The organism is Rhodococcus phenolicus, from assembly GCF_001646785.1.
GTDB classification, from domain to species: domain Bacteria; phylum Actinomycetota; class Actinomycetes; order Mycobacteriales; family Mycobacteriaceae; genus Rhodococcus; species Rhodococcus phenolicus.
The window spans coordinates 55,803-81,550 of the sequence record NZ_LRRH01000030.1 but is presented as its reverse complement, the minus strand read 5'-3'; the positions used below and the strand labels follow the sequence as shown (position 1 = coordinate 81,550).

Below are 25,748 nucleotides of genomic sequence, written 5' to 3'. Positions count from 1 at the left end.
GCAGATTCCCGGCTCGTCGTGTACCGCGGCCGGGCACGCCGGCGGCGGTGCCCCGACCCTGCCACCCCTCATCCCGACAACGATCGAGAGGTCTTCCCGTGATCCGACACAGACGTACCCGGAGGCTGTCGACGGCCTTGCTGTCGACGGCAGTGTGCCTCTTCGCCGCCGGCTGCGGCGGCGGAGCCGGAACCACCGCCGGCGCGGCCCCCGACGAGGAGGGCGAGCCGGTATCCGGTGGTTCCGCGCGCATTCTCCAGATCGCCGAACCGCAGTCCCTCGACCCTGCCAGACTCTCCAACACCTGGGCCCACATGGCCGCTCTCGGGAATGCCCTCTACGGCACGTTGATGGTCAACGACACCGAGAACTTCGAGCTGGACTACAAGATGGCCACCGGATTCACCTCCACCGACGGGGGCGCCACCTTCGATCTGACGCTCCGGCCGGGTCTGATGTTCACCGACGGAACGCCCTTGGACGCGGCGGCGGTCGAGTACAACTGGAACCGGCTCAAGGATCCCCAGGTCGGCTCCACGGCCCTCCGTCAGGCCGTGCAGGTCGCGAACACCGAGGTCGTCGATCCGACGACGTTGAAGGTGACGCTCGTGTCCCCCAATCCGTACTTCGCGCAGGGCCTCGTCGCGGGTGCCATGAACTGGATCGCCTCGCCCACCGCGCTCGCCAAGGGTACGACCGCGTTCGACGAGGATCCGGTCGGCGCCGGTCCGTTCGAACTGGCCTCGTGGACCCGCCACGGCGCCATCGAGCTGCAGAAGAACCCGAACTACTGGGATGCGCCCAAGCCCTACCTCGACAGTCTGACCATCCAGACCGCACACGAGGCCAGCCAGCGCACGAACGCCATCACCACCGGCGCCGCGGACCTCACCTCCGAATCGAGCGCGAGCAACATCAAGATCGCCGAGGCACAGGGACTCCGGGTCGAGGTTCCGCCCACCGGCGGGGGCCAGATCATCGCGATGAACCAGCGCCGTGCGCCGTTCGACGACATCCGGGCCCGGAAGGCCGTGCAATTGGCTTTGGACACAGACACTCTCAACGCCATCGTGTACAACGGCGAAGGTGAGGTTCCGGCGACCCTCTTCCCGGAAGGGTCGCCCTTCTACACCGGCGCGCCCCTCCCGGAGGCGAACAGCGAAGAGGCGCAGAAGTTGTTCGACGAGCTTGCCGCCGAAGGGAAGCCGGTCTCGTTCACGTTCATGTCCTATCCGGCGAGTGAAAGCCGGATGCTCGCCGAAGCCGTCCAGGCGCAGTTGAGCGCCTACGACAACGTCGATGTGAAGGTCGAAGCGCACGACATCACCAATGCGACGGCCCGGACGGCGAGCCGCGACTTCGACATGTCGATCACCTCGGCGATCGTCCAGGATCCTGACTATTCCCTGTGGACGGCTTTCCATTCGGCGTCGGCGGGCAACTTCATGGGCGTCTCCGACCCCGAACTGGACGCGGCACTCGACCGCGGACGCACCTCCGAGTCGCAGGAGGAACGCATCTCCGCATACACCGCCGCGCAGGAGCGCCTCGACGAACTCGCTGTCGGAGTGTGGTACACACGCGCCACCCCGGGCGTTGTCTACGGTGACGACGTGCACGGCGTCGAGCTCTATACCCTCGGTTCACCGCTCCCCGAGGAACTCTGGATCGGCTGACCGCGCGATCGTCCGTGGTGCCGGTCCGTGACACGGCCGGCATCACGGCGTCGGGCGACGTCGTGGTGCGCGACGGGTCAGAAATTGCTCTCGAGGATGACCTCGGGAATCCCGGTTCCCAGAGCCACCGGCACGCACGGACCGAGGCCGTAGCTGTCCGGATCGAGTGTCTGCCGGATCAGCGCGAGCGAGAAGTTGTCGTACGGCATGTTGAAATGCCCGGTCAGGTTGTCCGGGCACAGATCCTGGATCACCAGATTCACCGCGCCCGGTCCGTGCAGGGCGACGTTGCTCGGCGGCTGGATCACTTCGTCGACCCGGGTGCCGATGGTGGTGTACTCGACGCCGGGCACCGTGTCGGTGGGGTTGTTGAGTTCGGTGAGCAGTTCCGAGCCCTGCGCCTGCTGCACGAGCGCCACCGAGAACTCGTCGGCGATGATGTCGGTCGCCCCCGGGACCTGCGCGGCGATGGTTCCGAGCCCGTAGAAGGTGCCCCCGTAACTCGGTGAGGCCACCCCGATCCACCGGTCGACCGCCGCGGCTCCCCCGAGCCGGTTTATGTAGTAGCGGGCGACCGTCGCGCCCTGTGAGAACCCGACGACGTCGACGTCCGCCGCACCGGTCGCGGCACGCACCGCATCCACGAAGTCCCCGAATTGCCGTCCGCTGACCCGGATGTCGCCGGTTCCGTAGTCGTCGGCTCCCGGAGCCTTCCCGAAGTTCACCGCATACACGCACCACCCGGAGTCCGCGAGCAGGGGCGCCAGCGCCGCGAAGTCGGTGTAGCTGTTCGAGTCGGTGCCGTGCGCGAGCACCACCGGGCGCGGGTGCTGCACGGACGGGACGCACTCGAAGTCGTTGGAACCCGGCGGGGCCGCGTCGACGTGCTCGTCCGCGTAGGCCGCGGCCTGCGCGGAACTGGCGGCCGGGGGTGCCGGGGCGCGGGGCACGCTGGCGGTGGATCCGGCCGGCTCGGCGGTCGCCTGGCTCCCCGCGACGATCAACGCGGCGCAGGCGGCCGCGAGTACTGCGCTGGTTCGTCGTCCACCGGCCATGTCCGCGCCTTTCGAGTCGCCCTCGACCGCTGGGCGCCACACCCCATCATTGAGACTCGTCACCGCCGCAACAGCGGAATCCTGTCGAGAAGTCTAAAGGGAACCGGTTCAACCCGGATGCCGTGCGCACCAACCGTGACGAAGGTGTTTCGGGGACACCCGAGGTTTCGAGCCGCGCCGTGGGGGTGTTCCACTACGGCTACCGGGAAACCCCCGGCGGCCACGAACCGGGTGACGCCGCGAGCAGAGCCGCGAACGAGCTGACCCTCACCGACTGGGATCCGGCTTCCAAGCAACCGTTGTCAAGGGCGGAGCGGCGCGCGTCGAACGCCTCGGGACCGGGGGCGGCGTCCCGTCCACCGCGCCCCGCGGCCACCGCACCCGAGACGTTCGTCGAACCCCCGGAGGTGCGCGATGAACAGGGTGGGCCTGGCGATCCGGGAACTGCACCGGTCCGAGAACGACCTGGCGCGCCGGTTGCTGCAGGTCTCCGACCGGCACCGGACCGATCACGAGGTCGTCCACCTGGGACCCGACCTCGCGCGGTGGTCGGAGCAGCACGTGCGCGAACTCGCTCGCGTCGGGCGGGATCACGACCTCGATCCCGATGCCGAGCCCGCCGACGATCACGCCCTCCTCGCGACCCTGCGGCAGAAGGGCAGCGAACTGATCGGCCGGCATCAGGCGTGTGCCGACGGCATCGGAGAGGGGTGGACGCGCGGTGCGTGACATTCGTGACATCTCCGCGGGAACCTTTCACCGGGTGCGGTTCGTCCTATTCTGTGACGACCAGTTGTCACCGATCACAGAGAGAGCCATGCGACGCGCCAAGCGCAAACCTCGAAGACCCCGCCCGCCCCATCGTGACGAGAAGCCCGCCACGGCCCGATCGGCGTCCACATGCTGACCGCCCTCGGAATCTTCCTCGGCATCCTCGTCGTCCTCGCCATCACTGCCCTCACCGGCTACTTCGTGGCCCAGGAATTCGCCTACATGGCGGTGGACCGCTCCCGCCTGAAGGCCCGCGCCGAAGCCGGTGACGCCACCGCCGCCCGCGCCCTGGTGGTCACCCGCCGCACCTCGTTCATGCTGTCCGGCGCACAGCTCGGCATCACCGTCACCGGCCTGCTCGTCGGCTATGTCGCCGAACCGCTCATCGGTAGCGGCCTCGGCGAACTTCTCGGCGGGGTCGGGATCCCCACCGCCGTCGGTGTGGCGATCGGCACCGTGCTCGCGGTGCTGTTCTCCACCGTGGTGCAGATGGTGTTCGGCGAGCTGTTCCCGAAGAACCTCGCCATCGCCCGTCCCGAACCGGTGGCCCGCTGGCTCGCGCTGTCGACCACCCTCTACCTCAAGCTGTTCGGCTGGTTGATCACGCTGTTCGACGCCGCCTCCAATCTGCTGCTGCGCCTGCTGCGCATCGAACCCGTGCACGACGTGGAGCATTCGGCGACCGTGCGCGACCTCGAGCACATCGTCGCCGAGTCCCGTGATGCCGGGGACCTGCCGACGGAGCTGTCGACACTGCTCGACCGGATCCTCGACTTCCCCACCCGCACCGCCGAGCACGCGATGATTCCCCGCGCCCGGGTGGACGTGGTGCACGTCGACGAACCGGTCGAGCGGGTGCTGGCGACGATGAGCGAGGGTCACACCCGCTACCCCGTGGTGGGCACCTCCACCGACGACCTGCACGGTGTGGTGCACCTGCACGACCTCCTGGAACTGGACCGGACCGACGGCACTGCCGGGACCGTGCACCGGCCCGCCGTGATCGTGCCGACCACGCTGCCGCTGCCGGACGTCCTCGCCCGGCTCACCGAGGCACACGAGGAGATGGCGCTCGTCATCGACGAGTACGGCGGATTCGCCGGGGTCGTCACCGTCGAGGACATCGCCGAGGAGCTGGTCGGCGAGATCGCCGACGAACACGATCCCGAGTCCGACACCGCGGTGATCGTGCGGTCCGGGGACGGCTGGACGATGCGTGGCGATGTGCACCTCGACGAAGCGGGCCGCACACTCGGCCATTCGTTGCCCGACGGCGACTACGAGACTCTCGCCGGGCTGGTCATCGCGGAGTTCGGGGGCCTTCCCGACATCGGTGACCGCGTCGAGATCGCCTTGAACGCGGATCCGGCCGAGCTGGTGAGCGATGCCCGCATCCCCCACCGCACCCTCGTCGCCGAGGTTCGCGCCGTCGACAAGCACGTGCCGTCCTCGCTGCACGTCACCGTCCGCACCGACCCCGAGGTGAACACCGATGAGTAACCCCTGGATCGTGCTGGCCGCGACGGTCGCGCTGATCGCGGCCAGCGCCTTCTTCGTCGCGGTCGAGTTCGCGCTGATCGCCGCTCGCCGGCACCGTCTCGAGGACGCCGCCCAGCACAGCCGTGCCGCGCGGGCCGCGTTGCGCAGCGCGACGGAACTGTCGGTGCTGCTCGCCGGGTCCCAGCTCGGCATCACGGTGTGCACCCTGGCGCTGGGTGCGGTCACCAAGCCGGCCGTGCACCACTGGCTGACCCCGCTCATCGCGGGCTGGGGGGCGCCGATGTGGCTGGCGGACGTCGCCGGGTTCGTGCTGGCGCTGATCATCGTGACCTTCCTGCACCTGGTGGTCGGTGAGATGGCGCCGAAGTCGTGGGCGATCGCCCACCCGGAGAAGTCGGCGACGATGCTCGCCGTCCCGATGCGGGTGTTCATGTGGTTCACCCGCCCGGTCATCATCCAGCTCAACCGGATGGCGAACTGGTGCCTGCGCAAGGCCGGCGTGGAACCGGTCGATCAGGTGGCCACCGGCCAGGACCCGGACGCGCTGCGGCACCTGGTCGAGCATTCGGCCACGGTCGGCACTCTCGACGAGCGTTACCACGGGCATCTGACCAGCGCTCTGGAGTTGGAGGCCCTGACGGTCGGCGACATCGTCGCCCCGAACGACCGTCCGAGCAGCGTGCCGCCGGATGCCTCCGGTGCGCAGATCCGGGATGCGGCCCGCCGGACCGGGCACCTACGGTTGCTGGTGCGCGGCAACGGTCACGTCGACGGCGTCGTGCACGTGCGCGACAGCCTCCACACCCCCGGGGCCAGTGCCGCCGACCTCATGCGGCCCGCCCTGACCGTCGACGCTGCGGTCCCGGTCTACGAAGCGCTGCGCACCATGCGCGAAACCCGCAACCATCTCGCGACCGTCACCGACGGTGGGCGGGTCGTCGGGTTGATCACGATCTCCGACGTGCTCCAGCGTCTCCTCCCCACCGCCGAAGTGCGCTGACGCGCCGGTGTGCCTTTATGGCGGCGGCCGGAGCCGCCACAAAGGCACACCCTGGGCAGTAGTCAGGGCGTTCCGCGGGAGCACGGCCGGTCCGTGGCAGGCCGGAACCATGTGGTGACCCGGCTGAGCAGGTCGGGATCACCGGCCGTCGTGACCGAGCCGTCGGCGACGGCGTCCGACCATTCGCACCTTCCCCTGGCGAGCGCCAGGAGCGCCGGCATCGAGGACTCCAGGTAGACGAAGCGACTCGGATCCAAGAGCGGGTCGGTGAGACACCCGTACGGCTCGGCACCGTGTTTCAGCACCAGCCAGTACCTGCAGTCGGACCGGTGGTGCAACCGAACCTCGAGGACGACGGCCCGCTGTGGCGCACGGGCCGGATCCGCCCGCTGTGCCAGCCAACCGAGCACGATGTCGGGGTCGTCGGGAAGCAAGGTGTCCGCCCACGCCCGGAGCGAGCCGAGTGTCGCCGTCAAACCGTCCCAACCGGATGGTCCGAGCTGCCGGCGTACAGGGCCGCTTCGTGCGCGGCCGGGCAGGCCGGGTCGCGGCGCCGATGGAGGAGTTCACCCGCACCGTGTGCCTTTCCGGCGGTCCCCACCGCCACAACGGCACACCAGCCTAACCAACCTTGGGCGGATCCATCTGGACGCGCAGTGGTCCCTCGACGCGGCGGGCGGTGCGGGCGGCCTGCGCGTCGCGCAGTGCCCGGCCGAGCGCTCTACCGCGGCCGCGGCTGACCCGCACGAGCATGCGGTGCACCTCGTCCGGTTCCGGGTCGTCCGCACCGAACGGCAGACGCTGACCGGGCGGCAGCGGTACCGGGCCGAGCACCTCGGCGTCGTCCGGCAGCGCCGTCGCCTCGAGCAGTTCCGCGACCGCGCCGGCGCTGCCGTCGATCGCTGCCATGTGCACGGTCGGCGGGAACCCGACCTCGGCGCGTTCGTCGATCTGGGAACGCGCATGCCCGACCGGATCCCAGCGCACCAGTGCCTGCACGGTCGGGATCCCGGAATCCGCGACGACCACGACCTGGCCCCCGTCCCGGAACGGACGGACCAGCGACGACGCGGTCAGCCAGCGTCGCAGGGTCTCCTCGGCGGCGCGAAGGTCGGCGCGGCCGAGCAGTGCCCAGCCGTCGAGCAGCAGCGCCGCGCCGTAGCCGCCGGGCACCACCGGTTCGGCGCCGACCGTCGAGACCACCAGCGCCGGCCCCTCCGGGGCGGTGGTCTTCACGTCGGAACCGCCGGAGGTCACCACCGGCACGCCCGGGAACGCACGGCCCAGTTCCTCGGCGGTGCGTCCGGCCCCGACGACCACCGCGCGCAGCGACCGCGCGCCGCACACGTGGCACCGGTGCGTGGCGTCGGCGACCCCGCACCAGCGGCACGCCGGGATCGCGGCTCCGTCCGGACCTCCGGCGGTGGGCAGGGCGAGCGGACCGTTGCAGCGCCGGCACCGCGCAGGCGCCCGGCATTTTCCGCAGGCCAGGGCGGGAACGTAGCCTCGGCGGGGCACTTGCACGAGCACGCCTCGCCCGGCGCCGAGTGCCGCCCGGGCCGCGGCGAAGGCGACCGCGGGGATCCGGGCCGCCCGCGCCGCCGGGTCGCGGGCCAGAGCGTGATCGCTGTCGGCCAGCGCCGTCACCTTCGGCGCCCACTCGCGGATCACCTCACGCGGCGCGGTCAGGTCGTGCGCCCAGCCGGAGTCGACGAGCGCCTGGGTTTCGGCGGTCCGGGCGTGCCCGCCGAGGACCACGGCGGCACCGGCGGCATGCGCGCGCAGCACCGCGACCTCGCGGGAGTGCGGATACGGGGACCGGGGTTCGGCGTGCAGATCGTCGCCGTCGTCCCACACGACGAGCAGGCCGAGGTCCGGGGTGGGTGCGAACACCGAGGCGCGGGTGCCGACAACGACGCGCGCTGTGCCGCGCAACGCGGACAGCCAGCGCCGATAACGCACGGCCGGTCCGAGTCCCGCACTGAGCCCGACGACGTGGCCGGCACCGACGACGGTTTCGCAGGCGGCCAGCACCCGGTCCAGGTCCCGTTGATCGGGGACCACGAGTACCGCGGCGCGCCCCCCGGCCGCGGTGAGCGCGGCGAGCTCGGCGAGGCGGCGAGGCCAGTCCTCCCCCGGCAGCGCCTGCCACGCCGCGCGTGGGGAGCGGCCCGCGGCGAGCGCGTCGAGGAAATGCTCCCCGAACCGGTATCGCGTCCACGCCTGCCGGTCCACCTCCGGGGCTTCCGGCGCCGGCGTCTCGACGGCCGGTTCGGCTTCGACGCGGGCGTGCCGCGGCGGCACCGCCAGGCGCAGGACGTCGGCGCGGGTTCCGGCGTAGCGGGTGGCGACCTCGTCGGCCAAGGCGGCGATCTCGTCGGTCAGCACCGGCTCGGACGAGACGACGCGGTCGAGCCAGCCCAGGCGTCCCTGATGGTCGCTGGTGGCGATACGCGAGAGCAGGAAGCCGTCGACGAGGCGGCCGGAGAAGCGGACACGAACGCGGACGCCCGGTCGGGCGTCCGCGTCGAGTTCACGGGGAATCAGGTAGTCGAACTCGCGGTCGAGGTGTGGAAGCGGCAGCAGCGGAAGAATCCGTGCCACCGGATCGGTCTCGGCGGCGAGCCTGTCGGCACCCACCCGTCGGTGACCCGTCGGTCAGAGGCCGGCGGCCGCGCGCAGTTTCTCGGCGCGGTCGGTGTTCTCCCACGGCAGGTCGATGTCGGTACGGCCGAAGTGGCCGTACGCGGCGGTCTGCGCGTAGATGGGGCGGAGCAGGTCCAGGTCGCGGATGATCGCGCCCGGCCGCAGGTCGAAGACCTCGTTGACGGCCGCCTGGATGCGGGCCGGGTCGGTCTTCTCGGTGCCGAACGTCTCGACGAACAGCCCGACCGGGGCGGCCTTGCCGATGGCGTAGGCGACCTGCACCTCGATGCGGTCCGCGAGGCCCGCGGCGACCGCGGTCTTGGCGACCCAGCGCATCGCGTACGCGGCGGAACGGTCGACCTTCGACGGGTCCTTGCCGGAGAACGCGCCGCCGCCGTGGCGGGCCATGCCGCCGTAGGTGTCGACGATGATCTTGCGGCCGGTCAGGCCGGCGTCGCCCATCGGCCCACCGAGCACGAACGAACCGGACGGGTTGACGAGCAACCGGATGTCCGAGGAGTCGAGGCCGGCGAGGTTAGGATCGGCGAGCACCGCGTCGACGACGTGGGTGCGCAGATCCGGGGCCAGCAGGTTGTTCAGGTCGATGTCCGCCGCGTGCTGCGTGGAAATGACGATCGTGTCGAGACGCACCGGGGTGTCGCCGTCATACTCGATGGTGACCTGGGTTTTGCCGTCCGGACGCAGGTAGGGAAGCACACCGGCCTTGCGGACCTCGGTGAGGCGCCGCGACAGCCTGTGAGCCAGCGAGATCGGCAGCGGCATCAGTTCCGGGGTGTCAGAGCACGCGTACCCGAACATCAGGCCCTGGTCGCCGGCGCCCTGCTTGGCGACCTCGTCGTCGGTCAGCGTTCCGGACCGGTGCTCGTGGGAGACGTCGACGCCACCCGCGATCTCCGGGGACTGCGCGCCGATCGCGATGTTCACGCCGCACGAGTTGCCGTCGAAGCCCTTCGAGGACGAGTCGTAGCCGATCTCGAGGACACGGTCGCGCACGATCTTCGGGATGTCGGCGTAGCCGGAGGTGGTGACCTCCCCCACGACGTGGACCTGACCGGTGGTCACGAGCGTCTCCACCGCAACACGTGCGCGCGGATCCTCCGCGAGCAGCGCGTCGAGGACGGAGTCGCTGATCGCGTCACAGATCTTGTCCGGGTGCCCCTCCGTCACGGACTCACTGGTGAAAAGCCGACCGCCGGTCTTGCTCACAGAACTCCCTCTCGACTGAAAGTGTCTAGCTCGAATGGACAGGATCTACATCAACCGAACGCAATGCCCGGGCCGGTGGCCCGCCACAACCTCGACGCTACTGTTCCGCGCACGCCGACGCGATAGTTAAATTCATCCGCTCTTCGGCCGGTCCGCGGACGCGAGCAGCGGACGCAGCGCATCGAGGACGCGGCTGGCCATCAGCGACTTCGACCCGTGCGCGAGCGCCGTCTCGGATCCGTCGGCCGCGAGCAGCCACCCGTCGTTGTGGTCCACCTCGAACGCCTTGCCGTCACCGACGGCATTGACGACGAGCAGATCGCACCCTTTGCGTGCCAGTTTGGCGCGGGCGTGGGTGAGCACGTCGCCGTCCGCGTCGCCGGTCTCCGCGGCGAATCCGACGATGACGGTGCTCGCGGCGAGAGTGCCCTCGGTGCGGGCGCCGACCAGTCCGGCGAGGATGTCGTCGTTCTTGGTCAGCGCGATCGAGTCGGGTTCGCCCGCGCCCTTCTTGATCTTCGTGGTCGCGAACGTCGTGGGCCGGAAGTCGGCGACGGCCGCGGACATGATGACCGCGTCGGCGCCGGCGGCGTACTTGACGACCGCGTCCTGCATCTGCGCGGCGGTCTGCACGCGCACCACGTCGACGGCGGCGGGGTCGGCGAGCCCGGTGACGGCACCGGCGACCAGGGTCACCTCGGCGCCGCGTTGCGCGGCGAGCCGGGCCAGGGCATAGCCCTGCTTCCCGGAGCTGCGGTTGCCGAGGAACCGGACCGGGTCCAGCGGTTCGCGGGTGCCGCCGGCCGAGATGACCAGCTTGCGGCCGGTCAGGTCGCGCGGCAGGGCGTCGGCGCGTTCGAGCAGCAGCGTCGCCAGCCCGAAGATCTCCTCGGGCTCGGGCAGCCGGCCCGCGCCGGTGTCCTGGCCGGTGAGCCGGCCCGAGGCCGGTTCGACGACGACCACGCCGCGGCGACGCAACGTCTCGACGTTGTCGACGGTGGCCGGGTGTTCCCACATCTCGGTGTGCATCGCCGGGGCGAACATCACCGGGCAACGCGCGGTGAGCAGCGTCGCGGTGAGCAGGTCGTCGGCGCGACCCTGGACGGCACGGGCCATCAGGTCGGCGGTGGCCGGGGCGACGACGACGAGGTCGGCTTCCTGACCGAGGCGCACGTGCGGGACCTGCGGCACGTCGGTGAAGACCCCGGTGTGGACGGGATTGCCGGACAGCGCCTCGAAGGTGGCGCGGCCGACGAACTCGAGTGCGGATTCGGTCGGGATCACCCGGACCTGGTGGCCGCTCTCGGTGAAGGCGCGGATCAGCGCACACGCCTTGTAGGCAGCGATGCCGCCGCCGACGCCGATGACGACGCGACGGCGGCGCTGCCCGAACTCTGTGGTGTCGTCGAGGCCGTCCACGGTGAGCGGACTCACTCGCCTTCGGTGTGCTCGAGCAGGTCCGTGTGGATCTCGCGCATCGCGATCGACAGCGGCTTCTCCTGCAGACCCGGCTCGACCAGCGGGCCGACGTACTCGAGGATGCCGTCGCCGAGCTGGTTGTAGTAGTCGTTGATCTGGCGGGCGCGCTTGGCCGCGTAGATCACCAGCGCGTACTTCGAGGAGGCGCGCTCGAGCAGCTCGTCGATGGGCGGGTTGGTGATACCCAGCGGGGGGTCGTAGACCGGAAGCTCGTTACCCGCAATGTCGGTCGCGGCTGCCTGGATGCTGCTCACTCGGTGATCTCCTGAGTATTCGCGGGAAAGAAATAGCGGCGGACCGCCGCCGGAGGCACGGCTACTGGGAGCGCGGCCCGGGCCCGGCGTCGGGTCCAACCAACAAGGATACCAATTCGTCGCAGGCCCGGTCGACGTCGTCATTGACGATCACGATGTCGAACTCGTCCTGCGCGGCCAATTCGGTGCGGGCCGTCTCGAGCCTGCGCGCCACCACATCGTCGGACTCGGTGCCACGGCCGGTCAGCCGTTCGACGAGGACCTCCCAGCTCGGCGGAGCCAGGAAGGCCAGGACCGCCTCGGACATCGCGGCCCGGACCGCACGGGCTCCGGCCAGGTCCACCTCGACGAGCACCGGCCTGCCGTGGGCGAGCGCCTCGCGGACCGGAGCGGCGGGCGTACCCGATCGCTGCAGTCCACCGTGGATCTCCGCCCATTCGAGCAGGTCCCCGGCGTCGATCATCCGATCGAACTCGGTGCGCTCCACGAAGTGGTAGTCCTCACCGTCGACCTCCCCCGGACGCGGTCCCCGGGTCGTCGCCGAGACACTGAAGTACAGGTCCGGAACGCGGGAACGCAGGAGGCGGACGACGGTGGACTTACCGACCGCGGAGGGGCCGGCCAGAACAACCAGCCGGCCCCTCCGCGTCACGGGCGCGCTGTCCGACACAGTTTGTGCGTCAGCAACCACAGTCGTTACTCAGCGTCGAAATCGAACCTGGCGAGCAGCGCCTTGCGCTGACGGTCGCCCAGGCCGCGCAGGCGGCGCGTCGGGGCGATCTCCAGCTCGGTCATGATCTCCTGAGCCTTGACCTTGCCGACCTTCGGCAGGGCCTCGAGCAGGGCGGAAACCTTCATCTTGCCGAGGATCTCGTCGTTCTCGGCGTCCTTGAGCACCTGCTTGAGGTCGGTGCCGCCGCGCTTCAGGCGCTCCTTGAGCTCTGCCCGGGCACGACGGGCAGCAGCCGCCTTCTCCAGAGCAGCGGCGCGCTGCTCGTCGGTCAGCTGGGGAAGGGCCACGGTTCCTCCGTCTCATCGTTGGAAAACAGTCTTCGACCGCTGATAACCAGCGGCGATAGCGACCGTACTCACGCTCGGCGACGATTGCGAACCCACCCCCCGGCGTTCCACTCGAAAATCCGTGCGGTAGTGCAGAGCGATTCCGCGACGCGAAACCGCCGCTCCGGACGACCGATGCACCACTTCCGACCTGCAGCAACGCGGAAAACCCGCAGGTGAGGACAGCAATGTCCGATTCGCTGCGGAAACGTGCCCGGACTCGGCAGCGAGCGGGCCGCGTCCGTGTCGAAGCCGGTCGGCCGGTCCGGAAAATTTTCTGACGATTGCGCGTGTCGCGTCTCCCACCAGCACCGGGAGACACGACAGGACCCCCGCAGCGGCCCCCACGCACAACGGCGGGGCCGGACCCGTCGGAGGGCCCGGCCCCGCCGCGACGAGTGCCGTCAGGCCCTCAGGAACGCGAATCCCTCGACGGCACGGGCGACCGCGTCGCGCAGCGCCGGCACCGTCGGCCCGGCGCGCAGCACCTCCCGGGACACGTTCGGCACGACCGCGTCGAGATGGTCGCCGACCAGGCGGCGCACGTCGTCCGCGGTTCCCCCCTGCGCGCCCACACCGGGCATGAGGATCGGGCCGTGCAGCGCGCTCAGATCGGGAGCGGCCGTCAAGGTCGCCCCGACGACCACTCCGACGGACCCCAGTACCGGGGCTCCGGCGTTGCGGGCGGCGGCCTCGTCGACCATCACCTGCGCGAGTGTGCGCCCGTCCGCGACCGTCGCCTGCTGCACCTGGGCGCCCTCCGGATTGGAGGTGGCCGCGAGCACGAACACCCCACGATCGGTCTTCTCCGCCAGCGTCAGCGCCGGTTCGAGGGCACCGAAACCCAGGTACGGCGAGACCGTCACCGAGTCGGAGCACAGCGGCGAGTCGTCGGACAACCAGGTACGGGCGTACGCGGCCATGGTGGAGCCGATGTCGCCCCGCTTGGCGTCGGCGAGCACGAGTGTTCCGCGCTCGCGCAGCACCGCGACGGCGCGTTCGAGCACGGCGATACCCGCCGACCCGAACGCCTCGAAGAACGCCACCTGCGGCTTGACCAGCGCGACCTCACCGGCGAACGCCTCGACGCAGTGTTCGGTGAACGTCGCCAGGCCCGCGGCATCGACGGTCAGTCCCCACGCCCCGAGCAGCTCGGGGTGCGGGTCGATGCCGACACACAGCGGTCCGCGCTCGGCGAGCGCCGCGTGCAGCCGCTCCCCGAACCCGGTCACGACTGCTGCTCGCCGTTGCGCAGGCCCGCCTGCATCCGCTGAATCGACCGGACGCCGATCTCGCCGCGGATCGCGGCCTCGATGCCCTGGATGGCGGCGGCGGCACCCTGCACGGTCGTCACACACGGGATGTTCGCGGCGACGGCGGCGCTGCGGATCTCGTACCCGTCGATGCGCGGGCCGGCGTTGCCCCACGGGGTGTTGATCACCATGGCGACGTCCCCGGCGCGGATCCGGTCGACGATCGTCGGTGCACCCTCCGGGCGTTCCTCGTCCGACACCTTGTACACGTGCTCGCACGGAACACCGTTGCGCTGCAAGGTTTCCGCGGTACCTACCGTCGCCATGATCCGGAACCCGAGGTCGGCGAGGTGCTTGACCGGGAAGATCATCGACCGCTTGTCCTTGTTCGCGATGGAGACGAACACGGCACCCTCGAGCGGAAGGGATCCGTAGGCGGCGGTCTGCGACTTCGCGAACGCCCGGCCGAAGTCACTGTCGAGGCCCATGACCTCACCGGTGGACTTCATCTCGGGGCTGAGCAGCGTGTCGACGCCGGTGCCGTCGGCGCGGCGGAACCGGTTGAACGGCAGCACCGCTTCCTTCACCGCGATCGGGGCGTCGAGCGGGGCGTCGCTGCCGTCACCCTCGGCGGGCAGCAGACCCTTGGTGCGCAGTTCGGCGATGGTCTCGCCGAGCATGACCCGCGCACACGCCTTCGCGAGCTGCACACCGGTTGCCTTGGACACGAACGGGACGGTGCGGCTGGCCCGCGGGTTGGCCTCGAGGACGTACAGGATGTCGTCCTTGAGCGCGTACTGGACGTTCAGCAGGCCCTTGACGCCGATGCCCTTCGCCAGCGCCGCGGTGGACCGGCGCACGTTCTCGATGTCGGAGCGGCCCAGCGTGATCGGGGGCAGCGCGCACGCCGAGTCGCCGGAGTGGATGCCGGCCTCCTCGATGTGCTCCATGATGCCGCCGATGTACACGTCGGTGCCGTCGCACAGGGCGTCGACGTCGATCTCCACGGCGTCGTCCAGGAACCGGTCGACCAGCACCGGACGATCGTCGGAGATCTCGGTGGCGTTCGCGATGTAGGTCTCGAGCGCCTTCTCGTCGTAGACGATCTCCATACCGCGTCCGCCCAGCACATAGGACGGGCGCACCAGCACCGGGTAGCCGATTCCGGCGGCGATCTCCCGTGCGCCTTCGAAGGTGGTGGCGGTGCCGTACTTGGCGGCGGGCAGGCCGGCCTCGTCGAGGACGTGGCCGAACTCGCCGCGGTCCTCGGCCAGGTCGATGGCCGAGGGGCTGGTGCCGACGATCGGCACCCCGGCGGCCTCGAGCCGGCGCGCCAGACCCAGCGGGGTCTGGCCGCCGAGCTGGACGATGACACCGGCGACGGTGCCGGATTCGCACTCGGCGCGGTACACCTCGAGGACGTCCTCGAAGGTGAGCGGCTCGAAGTACAGGCGGTCGGCGGTGTCGTAGTCGGTGGACACCGTCTCCGGGTTGCAGTTGACCATCACGGTCTCGTACCCGGCGTCCGACAGGGTCAGTGCGGCGTGCACACACGAGTAGTCGAACTCGATGCCCTGGCCGATGCGGTTCGGGCCGGACCCGAGGATCAGCACCTTCGGGCGCTCGGTCTGCGGCGCGACCTCGGTCTCGGCGTCGGGATCGAGCTCGTAGGCCGAGTAGTGGTACGGGGTGCGGGCCTCGAACTCGGCGGCACACGTGTCGACGGTCTTGTACACCGGGTGCACGCCCAGCTCGACGCGCAGCGCACGCACGGCGTCCTCGTCGGCGAATTGCTGCGGGCGCAGTTCGGCGATCTGCCGGTCGGAGAAACCGTGGTGCTTGGCGTAGCGCAGTTCCTGCTCGCCGAAGGTCTCGGCGGCGCGGATCTCGTCGCCCAGTTCGACGATCTGCTGGATCTGGTCGAGGAACCACGGGTCGATCGCGGTGGCGTCGAAGACCTGCTCGACGCTCGCGCCGAGTTCGAAGGCCTTCGCGACCCCGTAGATACGACCGTCCGTGGGGGTCGCGATCTCGGCGAGGATCGACTCGAGGCTGCCCTCGACCTCGGGGCCGGTCCAGAAACCGGCGCGCTTGGTCTCGAGCGAACGCAACACCTTGCCGAACGCCTCGGTGAAGTTGCGCCCGATCGCCATGGCCTCACCGACGGACTTCATCGTGGTGGTCAGCGTGCCGTCGGCGCCCGGGAACTTCTCGAACGCGAACCGCGGGGCCTTGACCACGACGTAGTCGAGGGTCGGCTCGAAGCAGGCCGGGGTTTCCTTGGTGATGTCGTTGACGATCTCGTCGAGCGTGTAGCCGATGGCGAGCTTGGCGGCCATCTTCGCGATCGGGTAGCCGGTCGCCTTCGACGCCAGCGCCGAGGACCGCGACACGCGCGGGTTCATCTCGATGACGACGAGGCGGCCGTCCTTCGGATCCATCGCGAACTGGATGTTGCAGCCGCCGGTGTCGACGCCGACCTCGCGCAGGATCGCGATGGAGAGATCGCGCATCTTCTGGTACTCGCGGTCGGTGAGGGTCATCGCCGGCGCGACCGTGATCGAGTCGCCGGTGTGCACACCGACCGGGTCGACGTTCTCGATGGAGCAGACGATCACGACGTTGTCGCGGCCGTCGCGCATCAGCTCGAGTTCGTATTCCTTCCAGCCGAGGATGGACTCCTCGATCAGGACGTTCGCGGTCGGCGACGCGGCGAGACCGCCGCCGGCGATGCGAGTGAGGTCCTCGTCGTTGTAGGCCATGCCGGAACCGAGACCGCCCATGGTGAACGACGGGCGCACCACGACCGGAAAGCCGAGTTCGGCGACGGTCGCGCGGACCTCGTCCATCGTGTAGCAGACACGCGAACGGGCGGACTCGCCGCCGCACTTGGTGACGATGTCCTTGAACATCTGCCGGTCCTCGCCGCGCTGGATGGCGTCGAAGTCGGCGCCGATCAACTCGACGTCGTACTTGTCGAGGATGCCCTGCTCGGACAGCGCGACCGCGGTGTTCAGCGCGGTCTGGCCGCCGAGGGTCGCGAGCACCGCGTCGATCGGAGTGCCGTTGGCGGCCTCGGTGGCGATGACCTTCTCGACGAACTCGGCGGTGATCGGCTCGATGTAGGTGGAGTCGGCGAACTCCGGGTCGGTCATGATCGTGGCCGGGTTGGAGTTGACGAGGCTGACCCGCAGGCCCTCCTCGCGCAGCACCCGGCAGGCCTGGGTGCCCGAGTAGTCGAACTCGCAGGCCTGGCCGATGACGATCGGGCCGGACCCGATCACGAGGATGTGGGAGAGATCGGTACGACGTGGCATTAGGACTTGTCTCCCTCGAGCAGGCTGGCGAAACGGTCGAACAGGTAGGCGGCGTCGTGGGGTCCCGCCGCAGCCTCCGGGTGGTACTGCACCGAGAAGGCGCTGCCGTCGAGCAGGCGGACACCTTCGACGGCCCCGTCGTTGGCGCAGGTGTGGCTGATCACGGCGCGTCCGAACGGGGTGTCGAACTCCTGACCCGCTTCACCCTCGAGCGCGAACCCGTGGTTCTGCGCGGTGATGGCGATGCGGCCGGTGTCGTGCTCGACGACGGGGATGTTGATGCCGCGGTGCCCGAACTTCATCTTGTAGGTGTTCAGGCCGAGGGCGCGGCCGAGGATCTGGTTGCCGAAGCAGATGCCGAACAGCGGCAGGCCCTGTCCCAGCACCTCCTTGGTCAGGTGCACGGCACCGTCCGCGGTGGCCGGGTCGCCGGGGCCGTTGGACAGGAACACACCGTCGGCCTTCAGGTCGAGGATGTCGTGCAGCGTCGCCGTGGACGGCAGCACGTGCACCCGGATGCCGCGATCGGCGAACATGCGCGGGGTGTTGGTCTTGATGCCCAGGTCGATGGCCGCGACCGTGAACCGTGCGTCGCCGCCGGCGGGCTCGACGACATATCCGCTGCTGGTGGTGACCTCACCGGCGAGGTCGGCGCCGAGCATCGACGGTTGGTCCTTGACCCGCGCGAGCAGTTCCGCGTCGGAGGCGAGGGCGTCGCCGGAGAAGACACCGGCGCGCATCGAGCCGCGGGTACGCAGATGCCGCACGAGGGCGCGGGTGTCGATCCCGGCGATGCCGACGACACCCTGGCGGACCAGTTCGTCCTGCAGGGAGCCGGTGGCACGCCAGCTCGAGGTGCGGCGGGAGGGGTCGCGCACGACGTAGCCGGCGACCCAGATCTTCGCGCCCGCGGAATCGCCGGTCGGACCGACGGACTCGTTGTCCTCCTCGTTCCATCCGGTGTTGCCGATCTGCGGGGCAGTCGACACCACGATCTGACGGTGGTAGCTGGGATCGGTGAGCGTCTCCTGGTAGCCGGTCATGCCGGTGCTGAAGACGGCCTCACCGAGGGTCTGGCCGACCGCTCCGAAGGTGCTGCCGCGGAAGATCCGCCCGTCCTCGAGCACCAGTACCGCGGTGCCGCCGCCGAAATTGCCGCCGCTCATGCGTTCTCTCCGTTCTGCTCGACCTCACCAGAGCTGTCCGCATCGGCTGAAATCTCACGTGCTGTGATCGTCACTGTCCTGAATCTTCGTTCGTCGCGTCCACCCACGAGGGGTAGACAGTCTTGTCGTCGCCGCGGAAACCAGTGTCCACCTCGGTTCCGGACGGCAGCTGCCAGCGGATGACCAGGACCCCGTCCTTGGTCATGACCTTCCCGGCCAGGCCCCGTTCGGTGCGGATCGCGCGGATGGAGTCCTGGGGAATCCAGATCGGCGACGCACCGTCGCGTTCGAGGAGCACGCCGCCGCGGTAGCGGCTGATCTCCCCCGCCGCCCGGTGCCCCAGGTCGCCGACCGCGATGCGGTCCTGCCAGCTCGGCGCGAGCGTGCTGCCCACGTACAGGCCGGTGCTCGGCGGCACGAGTTGCTCACCGAGCTGCGCCGGCACGGCGGGAAGTTCGCCGACGGCGTCGGTCTGGCGGCGGGCGCGTCCACGCCAGCCCTTCCACATCAGCAGCACCAGCACGACCCACAGCAGCAGGAAGCCGAGGGTGATGAATACGCGGTCCATGTCTCTACCTCCCGCCGGTCGCCGGTCGCACCGCACCGTCGCGGGTGGTGACCCTGCCGCGCAGCACGGTCGCGGTGACCTTCGCGGGCAGAGTCATCTCCTCGTACGGTGTGTTGTTCGAGATGCTGGCCAGTTCCGGTCCGCGCACCGTCCACTCGGCGTCCGGGTCGACGAGCACGAGGTTGGCGGGCTCGCCGACCGCGAGCGGACGGCCCTGGTCGTCGAGGCCGACGATCTCGGCGGGCCGTTCGCTCATCACCTTCGCCACACCGCGCCAGTCGAGCAGACCGGGGCGGACCATCGTCTCGACGACGATCGACAGCGCCGTCTCGAGACCGAGCATGCCGGGACGGGCCTGCGAGAATTCGCAGCACTTGTCCTGTTCGGCGTGCGGCGCGTGGTCGGTGGCCACGCAGTCCAGCACTCCCTCGGCGAGACCGCGGCGCAAGGCCTCGACGTCGGAGCGTTCCCGCAGCGGCGGGTTGACGCGATTCACGCCGTCATAGGTCTCGAGCCGCGAATCGTCGAGCAGCAGGTGATGCGGGGTCACCTCGGCGGTGATCGAAATTCCCTGTCCGCGTGCCCATCTGACGAGCTCGACGGTGCCGGCGGTGGAGGCGTGGCAGATGTGGACGCGGGCACCGGCGTCGCGGGCGAGCAGTGCGTCGCGCGCCACGATCGACTCCTCGGCGGCCCGGGGCCACCCGGCCAGACCCAGCCGCGCCGCGGTCGGGCCCTCGTGGGCGACCGCACCGACGGTCAGCCGCGGCTCCTCGGCGTGCTGAGCGATGAGCACCCCGAGGGTGCCCGCGTACTCGAGCGCGCGCCGCATGATCAGCGGGTCGTAGACGCAGTGACCGTCGTCGGAGAACATCCGGACCCGGCCGACACCGGCCGCCATGGTTCCCATCTCGGCGAGCTGCTTGCCGGCGAGTCCGACGGTGACCGCACCGACCGGGTGCACGTCGACGAGCCCGACCTCCTGGCCGCGCCGCCACACGTGGTCCGTGACGACGACCGAGTCCGCGACCGGGCTCGTGTTGGCCATCGCGAACACCGCGGTGTAGCCGCCGAGCGCGGCGGCGGCCGAACCGCTGTCGATCGTCTCGGTGTCCTCGCGCCCGGGTTCGCGCAGGTGTGTGTGCAGGTCCACGAAACCGGGCAGCAGGACCTGACCGGCACCGTCGATCACCTCGGCATCGGCGTCGGCGTCGAGCGCGGAACCGATCGCGAGGATCTGCTCGTCGCCGAGCAGGACGTCGACCGGGTCGCCCTCGCCGTAGACCAGCACGTTGCGGATGAGCACCTGCGGGGTCACCGAATTGTCTCCTGTTCCAATCGATTTCGTCATGCCGATGCCCCTTCGGTGCCGACGAGCAGGCGGAAGAGCACCGCCATGCGCACGTGCACACCGTTGGTCACCTGCTGCAGCACCGCGGTCTGCGGGGCGTCGGCCACCGCCGAGGCGATCTCCATACCGCGCAGCATCGGGCCGGGATGCAGCACCACCGCGTCGTCGGAGAGCAGCCGCAGCCGACGCTCGGAGAGCCCGTAGCCGATCGAGTACTCGCGCGCCGACGGGAAGAACCCGCCGTTCATGCGTTCGGCCTGTACCCGCAGCATGAGCACCGCGTCGAGCCCGGGCAGTTCCGCGTCGAGCGAGTGCGCCACGGTCACCGGCCAGGTCTCCACCCCGACCGGGAGCAGGGTGCGGGGCGCGACGAGCACGACGTCGGCGCCGAGCATCGACAGCAGCAACGCGTTCGAGCGGGCCACTCGGCTGTGCAGGATGTCGCCCACGATGCCGATCCGGCGGCCTTCCAGCGAACCGAGTCGCTGCCGCAGCGTCAACGCGTCGAGCAGCGCCTGCGTGGGATGTTCGTGGGTGCCGTCCCCGGCGTTGATCACCGACGGGCCGTTGCCGTCGGCATCCGTCGTCCAGTCCGCGATCCGGTGCGCCGCGCCGGACGCCGGATGACGCACGATCAGCGCGTCCGCACCCGCGGCGTGCAGGGTCAGCGCGGTGTCGCGCAGCGATTCACCCTTGGAGACCGACGAGCTCGACGCGCTGACATTGATGACGTCCGCGCTCATCCACTTCCCAGCGACCTCGAAAGACACCCGGGTCCGGGTCGAGTTCTCGAAGAACACGGTCATCACGGTGCGGCCGCGCAGGGTCGGCAGCTTGCGCACCTCACGACCGAGCAACGCCTGCTCGAACCGTTCCGCCTCGTCCAGAAGCTCCGTCGCGGAATCCGTCGTCAGATCCGCGATGGAGAGCAGGTGTTTCACAGGTTCTTGCCTCCGGAGATCTCCACCGCATCACGTCCGTCCTGTTCGGTGAACAGCACGCGCACATCCTCGGTGCGGGCAGTGGGTACGTTCTTGCCGACGTAGTCGGCGCGCAGCGGCAGCTCACGGTGACCGCGGTCGACGAGCACCGCGAGCTGCACAGCTCGCGGCCGGCCCAGATCACGGAGGGCGTCGAGGGCGGCGCGCACGGAGCGGCCCGAGAAGAGCACATCGTCGACGAGAACCACCAGGGTGTTGTCGACGCCGCCCTCCGGCACCGAGGTGCGTTCGAGGGGGCGGTGCGGCTTGGTGCGCAGATCGTCGCGGTAGAGCGTGATGTCGAGGGATCCGACGGGCACCCGGACGCCGGAGAACTCCTCGATGCGGTCGGCGATGCGGTGCGCGAGGGTGGTGCCGCGGGTGGGGATTCCGACCAGCACGACGCGGGGCGCTTCACCCGCCGGGGCGTCGAGTGCGGTCTTCTCGATGATCTGGTGCGAGATGCGTGCGACGGTGCGTCCGACGTCCGCGGCGGACAACAGCTCGCGGGCGGGCGCTCCGGTTCCGGACGCCGATGAATCGGTGGATGCTGACGAGCCGTCCTCGGACATGGCCATACAGCGACCTCCTTCTCCGCCTCGCTGGACGGATCGTTAAAGGATGCCTGACGGTCAAACAGCCTATCAGCGGCCGAGTGGCGTCACGGCAAGGTTGACGGGTGAAGCGCGACACACGTGCGCCGACGACGAAGGCGGGTCCGGTGAGGTCGTCGACCCCGCCCGGACCCGCCTGCGTTGCATCGGTGTCCTACTGTTCCGAACCGGGTTGTTCCGGACCGTCGGACTTCTCCGCGGCGTGCACCGACGTCGCGGCGGCCGCGGCACGCACCTGATCGGCGACGGCGACGAGCTGGCCGAGAACCCCGTTGACGAACGCCGGCGAATCGTCGGTGGACAACTGCTTGGCGAGTTCGACGGCCTCGTCGACGGCCACGACCGGCGGCACGTCGGTGGCGTGGAACAGCTCCCACGCGGCGATCCGCAGGATCGCGCGGTCCACCGCGGGCAGCCGTTCGAGCGTCCACTCGTGCAGGTGGTCGGCGATCAACTGATCGAGCTCGTCGAGGTGTTCGGCGACCCCGCGGACCAGGGTCCGGGTGTACGGTGCGACCGGCGCCACCTGGTCGTCGGTGAGCGCCAGCGCGACACGGTCCGCGGCGAGGTCGATCGGGTCGGTGTCGCGGGCTTCGGCCTCGAACAGCAGGTCGACGGCGCGCTTACGCGCCTTGTGCCGGGCCCCGAGTTTCTTCTGCGTTCCGGACACTCAGGAGTTCACTCGCCCGAGGTAGTTGCCGTCACGCGAATCGACCTTGAGCTTGTCACCGGTGTTGATGAACAGCGGCACCTGGATCTCGGCGCCGGTCTCGAGGGTCGCGGGCTTGGTGCCGCCGGTGGAGCGATCGCCCTGCAGCCCCGGATCGGTGTGCTGGACGACCAGCTCGATCGTGACGGGGAGCTCGACGAACAGCGGGGTGCCCTCGTGGGTCGCGACCTGGACGGCCATGTTCTCGAGCAGGAAGCGGGCACCGTCGCCGAGCGTCTCCGGCGTGATCGAGATCTGGTCGTAGGTCTCGCCATCCATGAAGACGTAGTCGGTGCCGTCGTTGTACAGGTAGGTCATGTCGCGGCGGTCGACCGTCGCGGTCTCGACCTTGACGCCGGCGTTCCAGGTCTTGTCGACGGTCTTGCCGGAGAGCACGTTCTTCAACTTCGAGCGCACGAACGCCGGACCCTTGCCGGGCTTGACGTGCTGGAACTCGATGATCTGCCAGAGCTGGCCCTCGATCTTCAGCACGAGCCCGTTCTTGAAATCACTGGTATCGGCCACTTACTTCGCGTCTCCTAGAGTCGAGGAACCGCCCTTATACGACGGTCAATGTCTTGTCGGTCAGCGTGAGCAGTTCCGGTGCCTGCTCGCGCACCACGAGCGTGTCCTCGATCCGCACACCTCCGCGTCCGGAGAAGTACACGCCCGGCTCGACGGTCACCGTCGCACCGGCGACAAGTGTACCGGTCGCCGCCGCGCCGATTCCCGGCGCTTCGTGGATCTCGAGTCCGACTCCGTGGCCGAGGCCGTGCAGGAACAGTTCCCCGTACCCGGCCTCGCTGATCACCGAGCGGGACGCAGCGTCCACCGCGGCGCATTCGACGCCCGGGACGAGCGCTTCCCGCCCGGCCTGCTGGGCACGCAGCACCAGGTCGTACAGCTCGCGCTGCCAGTCGGCGGCGCTGCCCAGCACGTAGGTGCGGGTCATGTCGGAGTGGTAGCCCCCGACCTGCGCGCCGAAGTCGAGTTTGACGAAGTCCCCGGTGGCCAGCACCGTGCCCGTCGGCCGGTGGTGCGGGATCGCCGAGTTGGCGCCGGCGGCCACGATCGTCTCGAAGGAGATCCCGTCGGCGCCGTGGTCGAGCATGCGGGACTCGAGGTCACGGCCGACCTCCTTCTCGGTGCGGCCGGGACGCAATCCCCCGGCGACGACCAGGTCCGCGAGCGCGCGGTCGGCGGCGGTACACGCGGCCCGCAGCAGCCCGATCTCGTGTTCGTCCTTGACCGCCCGCAACTGCTCGACGAGACCCGGCGCCGCGGTGAATGTCACGCCGCCGTCGAGCCCGGACCAGCGGGCATGTTCGTCGACGGTGACGATGTGGCTTTCGAAACCCCAGACGGTCGCGTGCGTCCCGGCGGATTCGACGAGGTGCGCGGCACTGGCGCGGGAGATGACGGCACGCAGGTCCGGGACCTGTTCGGCGATCTGGGTGACGTACCGGCCGTCGGTGCTCACGACGGTTCCGGATTCGTCGGCGTCGTCGTCGGTGGCGACCAGCAGCGCAGCGTTGGACCCGGTGAAGCCGGTGAGGTAGCGGATGTTCAGCAGATCCGTCACCAGCAGCGCGTCGAGCCCGCGGTCGGCGAGGACGGCGCGCAGCGCGGCGCGACGGGAGGCATGATCGGCAGCCATCGGTCAAACGTACCCCGGCGGTTGGTGGCCGGTCACAGGACGGCGGGCCGGATTCGAGTGTGGGCCGAGACACACTTTTGCGCTTTCAGCCGTTACCCTCGGATACATGAAACCCTGGTTGACTCGCGGGCTCGGCCTGACCCTCGTGCATGTGCTCGTCCGCGTCCTGCTGGGCGCAGCGCTCGTCCAGTGGCCCCTGCAGGGATCGGTCCTGCGGTGGGGCGGTCTGCTCGTCGTCGTGTTCGTCGCCCTGATCTGGGGCGGCATCGACGGAATCCGTGACCGGCGGGCGAACCCGGACCCGGATCGCGGCGCGGACCTGACGATGCTGTGGCTGAAGGCGGGCGCGATCACCGGTCTGCTCGGTGGATTCCTCACGTGGCTCGTCGATGCGATCACGCCGATCCCGGTCGGGGTCAAGTCGCTGTTCTTCGAACTCACCTCCGGTGCCGCGTTCACCGTGCTGCTGGTGTTCCTGCCCGCGATGCTGGCCGTGACGGTCGGACGCCTGCTGGTGCGCCGCGAGCAGGCGAACTCCGCTGAGCAGCCGGCGCCGGAACCGGTGCCGGTCGGTGCCGCGGTCGGAACCGAAGCGGCATGGAGCAGCGACGACTCCCCCACCGAGGTGTTTCCCGCCATCGACCCGGATCGGGACGGCAGGCGCTGACACCGGGTCCCACTCCTCTGCGGGCCGCCGCGACCATCCCGGTCGCGACGGCCCGCAGTCGTCTCCGGCGCCCCCGGGTGCGACCGCTCAGTTTCGGTGTCGGGACCGGTCTGTCCCGGTGACAACCCGATCATTCGAGAACCGAGGCTCCCCGATGACCGAAATGCTCGACCTCTTCCCTGCCGCCCGGATGATGACCGAGGTGATCGCCGGGATCCGCGACGATCAGCTCACCGCACGGACGCCGTGCCGGGACGCCACCCTCGGCGACCTGCTCGACCACATCGGCGGCCTGTCCGTGGCGTTCACCGCCGCGGCGATGAAGGAACTCGGCGAGATCACCGCACGTCCCCCGATACCGTCGGCCGCCAACCTCGGCGACGACTGGCGTTCCCGCATCCCCGCGCAGGTCGCGGCGCTGGCGCACGCCTGGCACGATCCCGCCGCGTGGACCGGGACGACACAGGCCGGTGGCCTGGACCTGCCGGGCCGGATCGCGGGACTCGTCGCTCTCGACGAACTGGTGATCCACGGCTGGGATCTCGCTGCTGCCGCGGGCCTGCCCTACCGGTGCGACGAAGCGTCGATCGCCGCGTGCACGGCGTTCGCGTCCACCGTCACCGCGGAGCAGCGCGCCGAGGGCGGCCTCTTCGGTCCTGCCGTCACCGTGCCCGACGACGCGACCGCGTTACAGCGCCTCATCGGCATGACCGGTCGCGATCCGTCCTGGACGCCGCCTCGCGAAGCCGCCTGACATCGGCCGAACTGCATCACATATTGGGTGATGTCACAATCAACT

The 25,748-nt window shown here is 69.9% G+C and carries 24 protein-coding genes; 6 read left to right on the top strand and 18 right to left on the bottom strand.

Translation table 11 applies throughout. The annotated features are described in order from the left end of the window. The first annotated feature begins 98 nt into the window (after nucleotides 1-98). Nucleotides 99-1,676, top strand: coding sequence for an ABC transporter substrate-binding protein (locus A8G15_RS09325; RefSeq protein WP_068158345.1), 1,578 nt, complete (start codon nucleotides 99-101; stop codon nucleotides 1,674-1,676). Between the two features lie 77 nt (nucleotides 1,677-1,753). Here A8G15_RS09325 and A8G15_RS09320 read toward each other — a convergent pair whose 3' ends face one another. Further along, the gene (locus A8G15_RS09320; protein WP_068158342.1) at nucleotides 1,754-2,731 is read right to left on the bottom strand and encodes an esterase/lipase family protein; all 978 of its coding nucleotides are present in this window, start codon (nucleotides 2,729-2,731) and stop codon (nucleotides 1,754-1,756) included. Nucleotides 2,732-3,145: 414 nt separating this feature from the next. On the opposite strand from A8G15_RS09320, the gene A8G15_RS09315 reads away from it, so the two are divergent. The 3 genes from A8G15_RS09315 (at nucleotide 3,146) to A8G15_RS09305 (ending at nucleotide 6,002) form a co-directional block, all read left to right on the top strand. After that, nucleotides 3,146-3,460, top strand: coding sequence for a hypothetical protein (locus tag A8G15_RS09315; RefSeq protein WP_245687769.1), 315 nt, complete (start codon nucleotides 3,146-3,148; stop codon nucleotides 3,458-3,460). A gap of 171 nt (nucleotides 3,461-3,631) precedes the next feature. Next, nucleotides 3,632-5,002 carry a hemolysin family protein gene (locus A8G15_RS09310; RefSeq protein ID WP_068158337.1) on the top strand — a complete coding sequence of 457 codons (1,371 nt, stop codon included), beginning with the start codon at nucleotides 3,632-3,634 and terminating at the stop codon, nucleotides 5,000-5,002. Next, a complete protein-coding gene (locus tag A8G15_RS09305) occupies nucleotides 4,995-6,002 on the top strand; it encodes a hemolysin family protein (protein ID WP_068158331.1) in 1,008 nt (335 codons plus the stop codon). Before A8G15_RS09310 ends, A8G15_RS09305 begins: the two co-directional genes overlap by 8 nt. A gap of 62 nt (nucleotides 6,003-6,064) precedes the next feature. Here the strand turns inward: A8G15_RS09305 and A8G15_RS09300 are convergent, their stop codons facing one another. The 17 genes from A8G15_RS09300 to A8G15_RS09220 all read right to left on the bottom strand — a co-directional run bounded on the left by A8G15_RS09300 (nucleotide 6,065) and on the right by A8G15_RS09220 (nucleotide 24,282). Then, the gene (locus tag A8G15_RS09300) at nucleotides 6,065-6,478 is read right to left on the bottom strand and encodes a hypothetical protein (protein ID WP_068158328.1); all 414 of its coding nucleotides are present in this window, start codon (nucleotides 6,476-6,478) and stop codon (nucleotides 6,065-6,067) included. A gap of 145 nt (nucleotides 6,479-6,623) precedes the next feature. Further along, a complete protein-coding gene (locus A8G15_RS09295) occupies nucleotides 6,624-8,642 on the bottom strand; it encodes a primosomal protein N' (RefSeq protein WP_211270135.1) in 2,019 nt (672 codons plus the stop codon). An 18-nt stretch (nucleotides 8,643-8,660) separates the two neighbouring features. Beyond that, nucleotides 8,661-9,875 (bottom strand): methionine adenosyltransferase, encoded by a 1,215-nt coding sequence (gene metK, locus A8G15_RS09290; protein ID WP_068158325.1) that lies wholly within the window; start codon nucleotides 9,873-9,875, stop codon nucleotides 8,661-8,663. 132 nt (nucleotides 9,876-10,007) lie between these two features. After that, on the bottom strand, nucleotides 10,008-11,309 hold the full coding sequence (gene coaBC / locus A8G15_RS09285) for a bifunctional phosphopantothenoylcysteine decarboxylase/phosphopantothenate--cysteine ligase CoaBC (RefSeq protein WP_245687768.1): 1,302 nt from the start codon (nucleotides 11,307-11,309) through the stop codon (nucleotides 10,008-10,010). Beyond that, a complete protein-coding gene (rpoZ, locus tag A8G15_RS09280; RefSeq protein ID WP_068158322.1) occupies nucleotides 11,306-11,608 on the bottom strand; it encodes a DNA-directed RNA polymerase subunit omega in 303 nt (100 codons plus the stop codon). The genes coaBC and rpoZ overlap by 4 nt, the downstream gene beginning before the upstream one ends. A 61-nt stretch (nucleotides 11,609-11,669) precedes the next feature. Further along, nucleotides 11,670-12,299, bottom strand: a complete 630-nt coding sequence (gene gmk / locus A8G15_RS09275; RefSeq protein WP_068158318.1) for a guanylate kinase — start codon at nucleotides 12,297-12,299, stop codon at nucleotides 11,670-11,672. Between the two features lie 5 nt (nucleotides 12,300-12,304). Further along, nucleotides 12,305-12,628: an integration host factor, actinobacterial type gene (mihF, locus tag A8G15_RS09270; protein ID WP_068158315.1), complete on the bottom strand. Its 324-nt coding sequence runs from the start codon at nucleotides 12,626-12,628 to the stop codon at nucleotides 12,305-12,307. A gap of 443 nt (nucleotides 12,629-13,071) precedes the next feature. Next, on the bottom strand, nucleotides 13,072-13,899 hold the full coding sequence (gene pyrF / locus A8G15_RS09265; RefSeq protein WP_068158312.1) for an orotidine-5'-phosphate decarboxylase: 828 nt from the start codon (nucleotides 13,897-13,899) through the stop codon (nucleotides 13,072-13,074). Continuing rightward, nucleotides 13,896-17,237: a carbamoyl-phosphate synthase large subunit gene (carB, locus tag A8G15_RS09260; protein ID WP_068158310.1), complete on the bottom strand. Its 3,342-nt coding sequence runs from the start codon at nucleotides 17,235-17,237 to the stop codon at nucleotides 13,896-13,898. Before carB ends, pyrF begins: the two co-directional genes overlap by 4 nt. Then, nucleotides 17,237-18,403: a glutamine-hydrolyzing carbamoyl-phosphate synthase small subunit gene (gene carA / locus A8G15_RS09255; protein WP_068158307.1), complete on the bottom strand. Its 1,167-nt coding sequence runs from the start codon at nucleotides 18,401-18,403 to the stop codon at nucleotides 17,237-17,239. The genes carB and carA overlap by 1 nt, the downstream gene beginning before the upstream one ends. A 70-nt stretch (nucleotides 18,404-18,473) precedes the next feature. After that, nucleotides 18,474-18,971, bottom strand: a complete 498-nt coding sequence (locus tag A8G15_RS09250; RefSeq protein WP_068158304.1) for a PH-like domain-containing protein — start codon at nucleotides 18,969-18,971, stop codon at nucleotides 18,474-18,476. Nucleotides 18,972-18,975: 4 nt separating this feature from the next. Then, entirely contained in the window at nucleotides 18,976-20,322 is a 1,347-nt protein-coding gene (locus A8G15_RS09245; protein WP_082899773.1) for a dihydroorotase, read from the bottom strand. Continuing rightward, nucleotides 20,319-21,263 carry an aspartate carbamoyltransferase catalytic subunit gene (locus A8G15_RS09240; protein ID WP_068158298.1) on the bottom strand — a complete coding sequence of 315 codons (945 nt, stop codon included), beginning with the start codon at nucleotides 21,261-21,263 and terminating at the stop codon, nucleotides 20,319-20,321. Before A8G15_RS09240 ends, A8G15_RS09245 begins: the two co-directional genes overlap by 4 nt. Beyond that, on the bottom strand, nucleotides 21,260-21,880 hold the full coding sequence (gene pyrR, locus A8G15_RS09235) for a bifunctional pyr operon transcriptional regulator/uracil phosphoribosyltransferase PyrR (protein ID WP_068158295.1): 621 nt from the start codon (nucleotides 21,878-21,880) through the stop codon (nucleotides 21,260-21,262). The genes A8G15_RS09240 and pyrR overlap by 4 nt, the downstream gene beginning before the upstream one ends. A 190-nt stretch (nucleotides 21,881-22,070) precedes the next feature. Next, a complete protein-coding gene (nusB, locus tag A8G15_RS09230) occupies nucleotides 22,071-22,586 on the bottom strand; it encodes a transcription antitermination factor NusB (RefSeq protein ID WP_068158292.1) in 516 nt (171 codons plus the stop codon). Then, complete coding sequence (gene efp, locus A8G15_RS09225; RefSeq protein WP_068158290.1) at nucleotides 22,587-23,150, bottom strand: elongation factor P; 564 nt, start codon at nucleotides 23,148-23,150, stop codon at nucleotides 22,587-22,589. A 34-nt stretch (nucleotides 23,151-23,184) separates the two neighbouring features. Beyond that, complete coding sequence (locus A8G15_RS09220) at nucleotides 23,185-24,282, bottom strand: M24 family metallopeptidase (protein ID WP_068158287.1); 1,098 nt, start codon at nucleotides 24,280-24,282, stop codon at nucleotides 23,185-23,187. Nucleotides 24,283-24,388: 106 nt separating this feature from the next. On the opposite strand from A8G15_RS09220, the gene A8G15_RS09215 reads away from it, so the two are divergent. Together A8G15_RS09215 and A8G15_RS09210 are read left to right on the top strand one after the other, a co-directional pair. Further along, nucleotides 24,389-24,949: a B-4DMT family transporter gene (locus A8G15_RS09215; protein ID WP_068158284.1), complete on the top strand. Its 561-nt coding sequence runs from the start codon at nucleotides 24,389-24,391 to the stop codon at nucleotides 24,947-24,949. 154 nt (nucleotides 24,950-25,103) lie between these two features. Next, nucleotides 25,104-25,703: a TIGR03086 family metal-binding protein gene (locus A8G15_RS09210; protein WP_068158282.1), complete on the top strand. Its 600-nt coding sequence runs from the start codon at nucleotides 25,104-25,106 to the stop codon at nucleotides 25,701-25,703. Nucleotides 25,704-25,748: the final 45 nt, after the last annotated feature.

What these genes read in the sequence shown, in the direction of transcription:
- A8G15_RS09210 (WP_068158282.1), top strand. Translation starts at nt 25,104, where the DNA reads ATGACCGAAATGCTCGACCTCTTCCCTGCCGCCCGGATGATGACCGAG.
- A8G15_RS09220 (WP_068158287.1), bottom strand. Translation starts at nt 24,282, where the DNA reads ATGGCTGCCGATCATGCCTCCCGTCGCGCCGCGCTGCGCGCCGTCCTC.
- A8G15_RS09310 (WP_068158337.1), top strand. Translation starts at nt 3,632, where the DNA reads ATGCTGACCGCCCTCGGAATCTTCCTCGGCATCCTCGTCGTCCTCGCC.
- A8G15_RS09245 (WP_082899773.1), bottom strand. Translation starts at nt 20,322, where the DNA reads ATGACGAAATCGATTGGAACAGGAGACAATTCGGTGACCCCGCAGGTG.
- carB (WP_068158310.1), bottom strand. Translation starts at nt 17,237, where the DNA reads ATGCCACGTCGTACCGATCTCTCCCACATCCTCGTGATCGGGTCCGGC.
- pyrR (WP_068158295.1), bottom strand. Translation starts at nt 21,880, where the DNA reads ATGGCCATGTCCGAGGACGGCTCGTCAGCATCCACCGATTCATCGGCG.
- A8G15_RS09305 (WP_068158331.1), top strand. Translation starts at nt 4,995, where the DNA reads ATGAGTAACCCCTGGATCGTGCTGGCCGCGACGGTCGCGCTGATCGCG.
- carA (WP_068158307.1), bottom strand. Translation starts at nt 18,403, where the DNA reads ATGAGCGGCGGCAATTTCGGCGGCGGCACCGCGGTACTGGTGCTCGAG.
- A8G15_RS09250 (WP_068158304.1), bottom strand. Translation starts at nt 18,971, where the DNA reads ATGGACCGCGTATTCATCACCCTCGGCTTCCTGCTGCTGTGGGTCGTG.
- A8G15_RS09315 (WP_245687769.1), top strand. Translation starts at nt 3,146, where the DNA reads ATGAACAGGGTGGGCCTGGCGATCCGGGAACTGCACCGGTCCGAGAAC.
- A8G15_RS09215 (WP_068158284.1), top strand. Translation starts at nt 24,389, where the DNA reads ATGAAACCCTGGTTGACTCGCGGGCTCGGCCTGACCCTCGTGCATGTG.
- A8G15_RS09320 (WP_068158342.1), bottom strand. Translation starts at nt 2,731, where the DNA reads ATGGCCGGTGGACGACGAACCAGCGCAGTACTCGCGGCCGCCTGCGCC.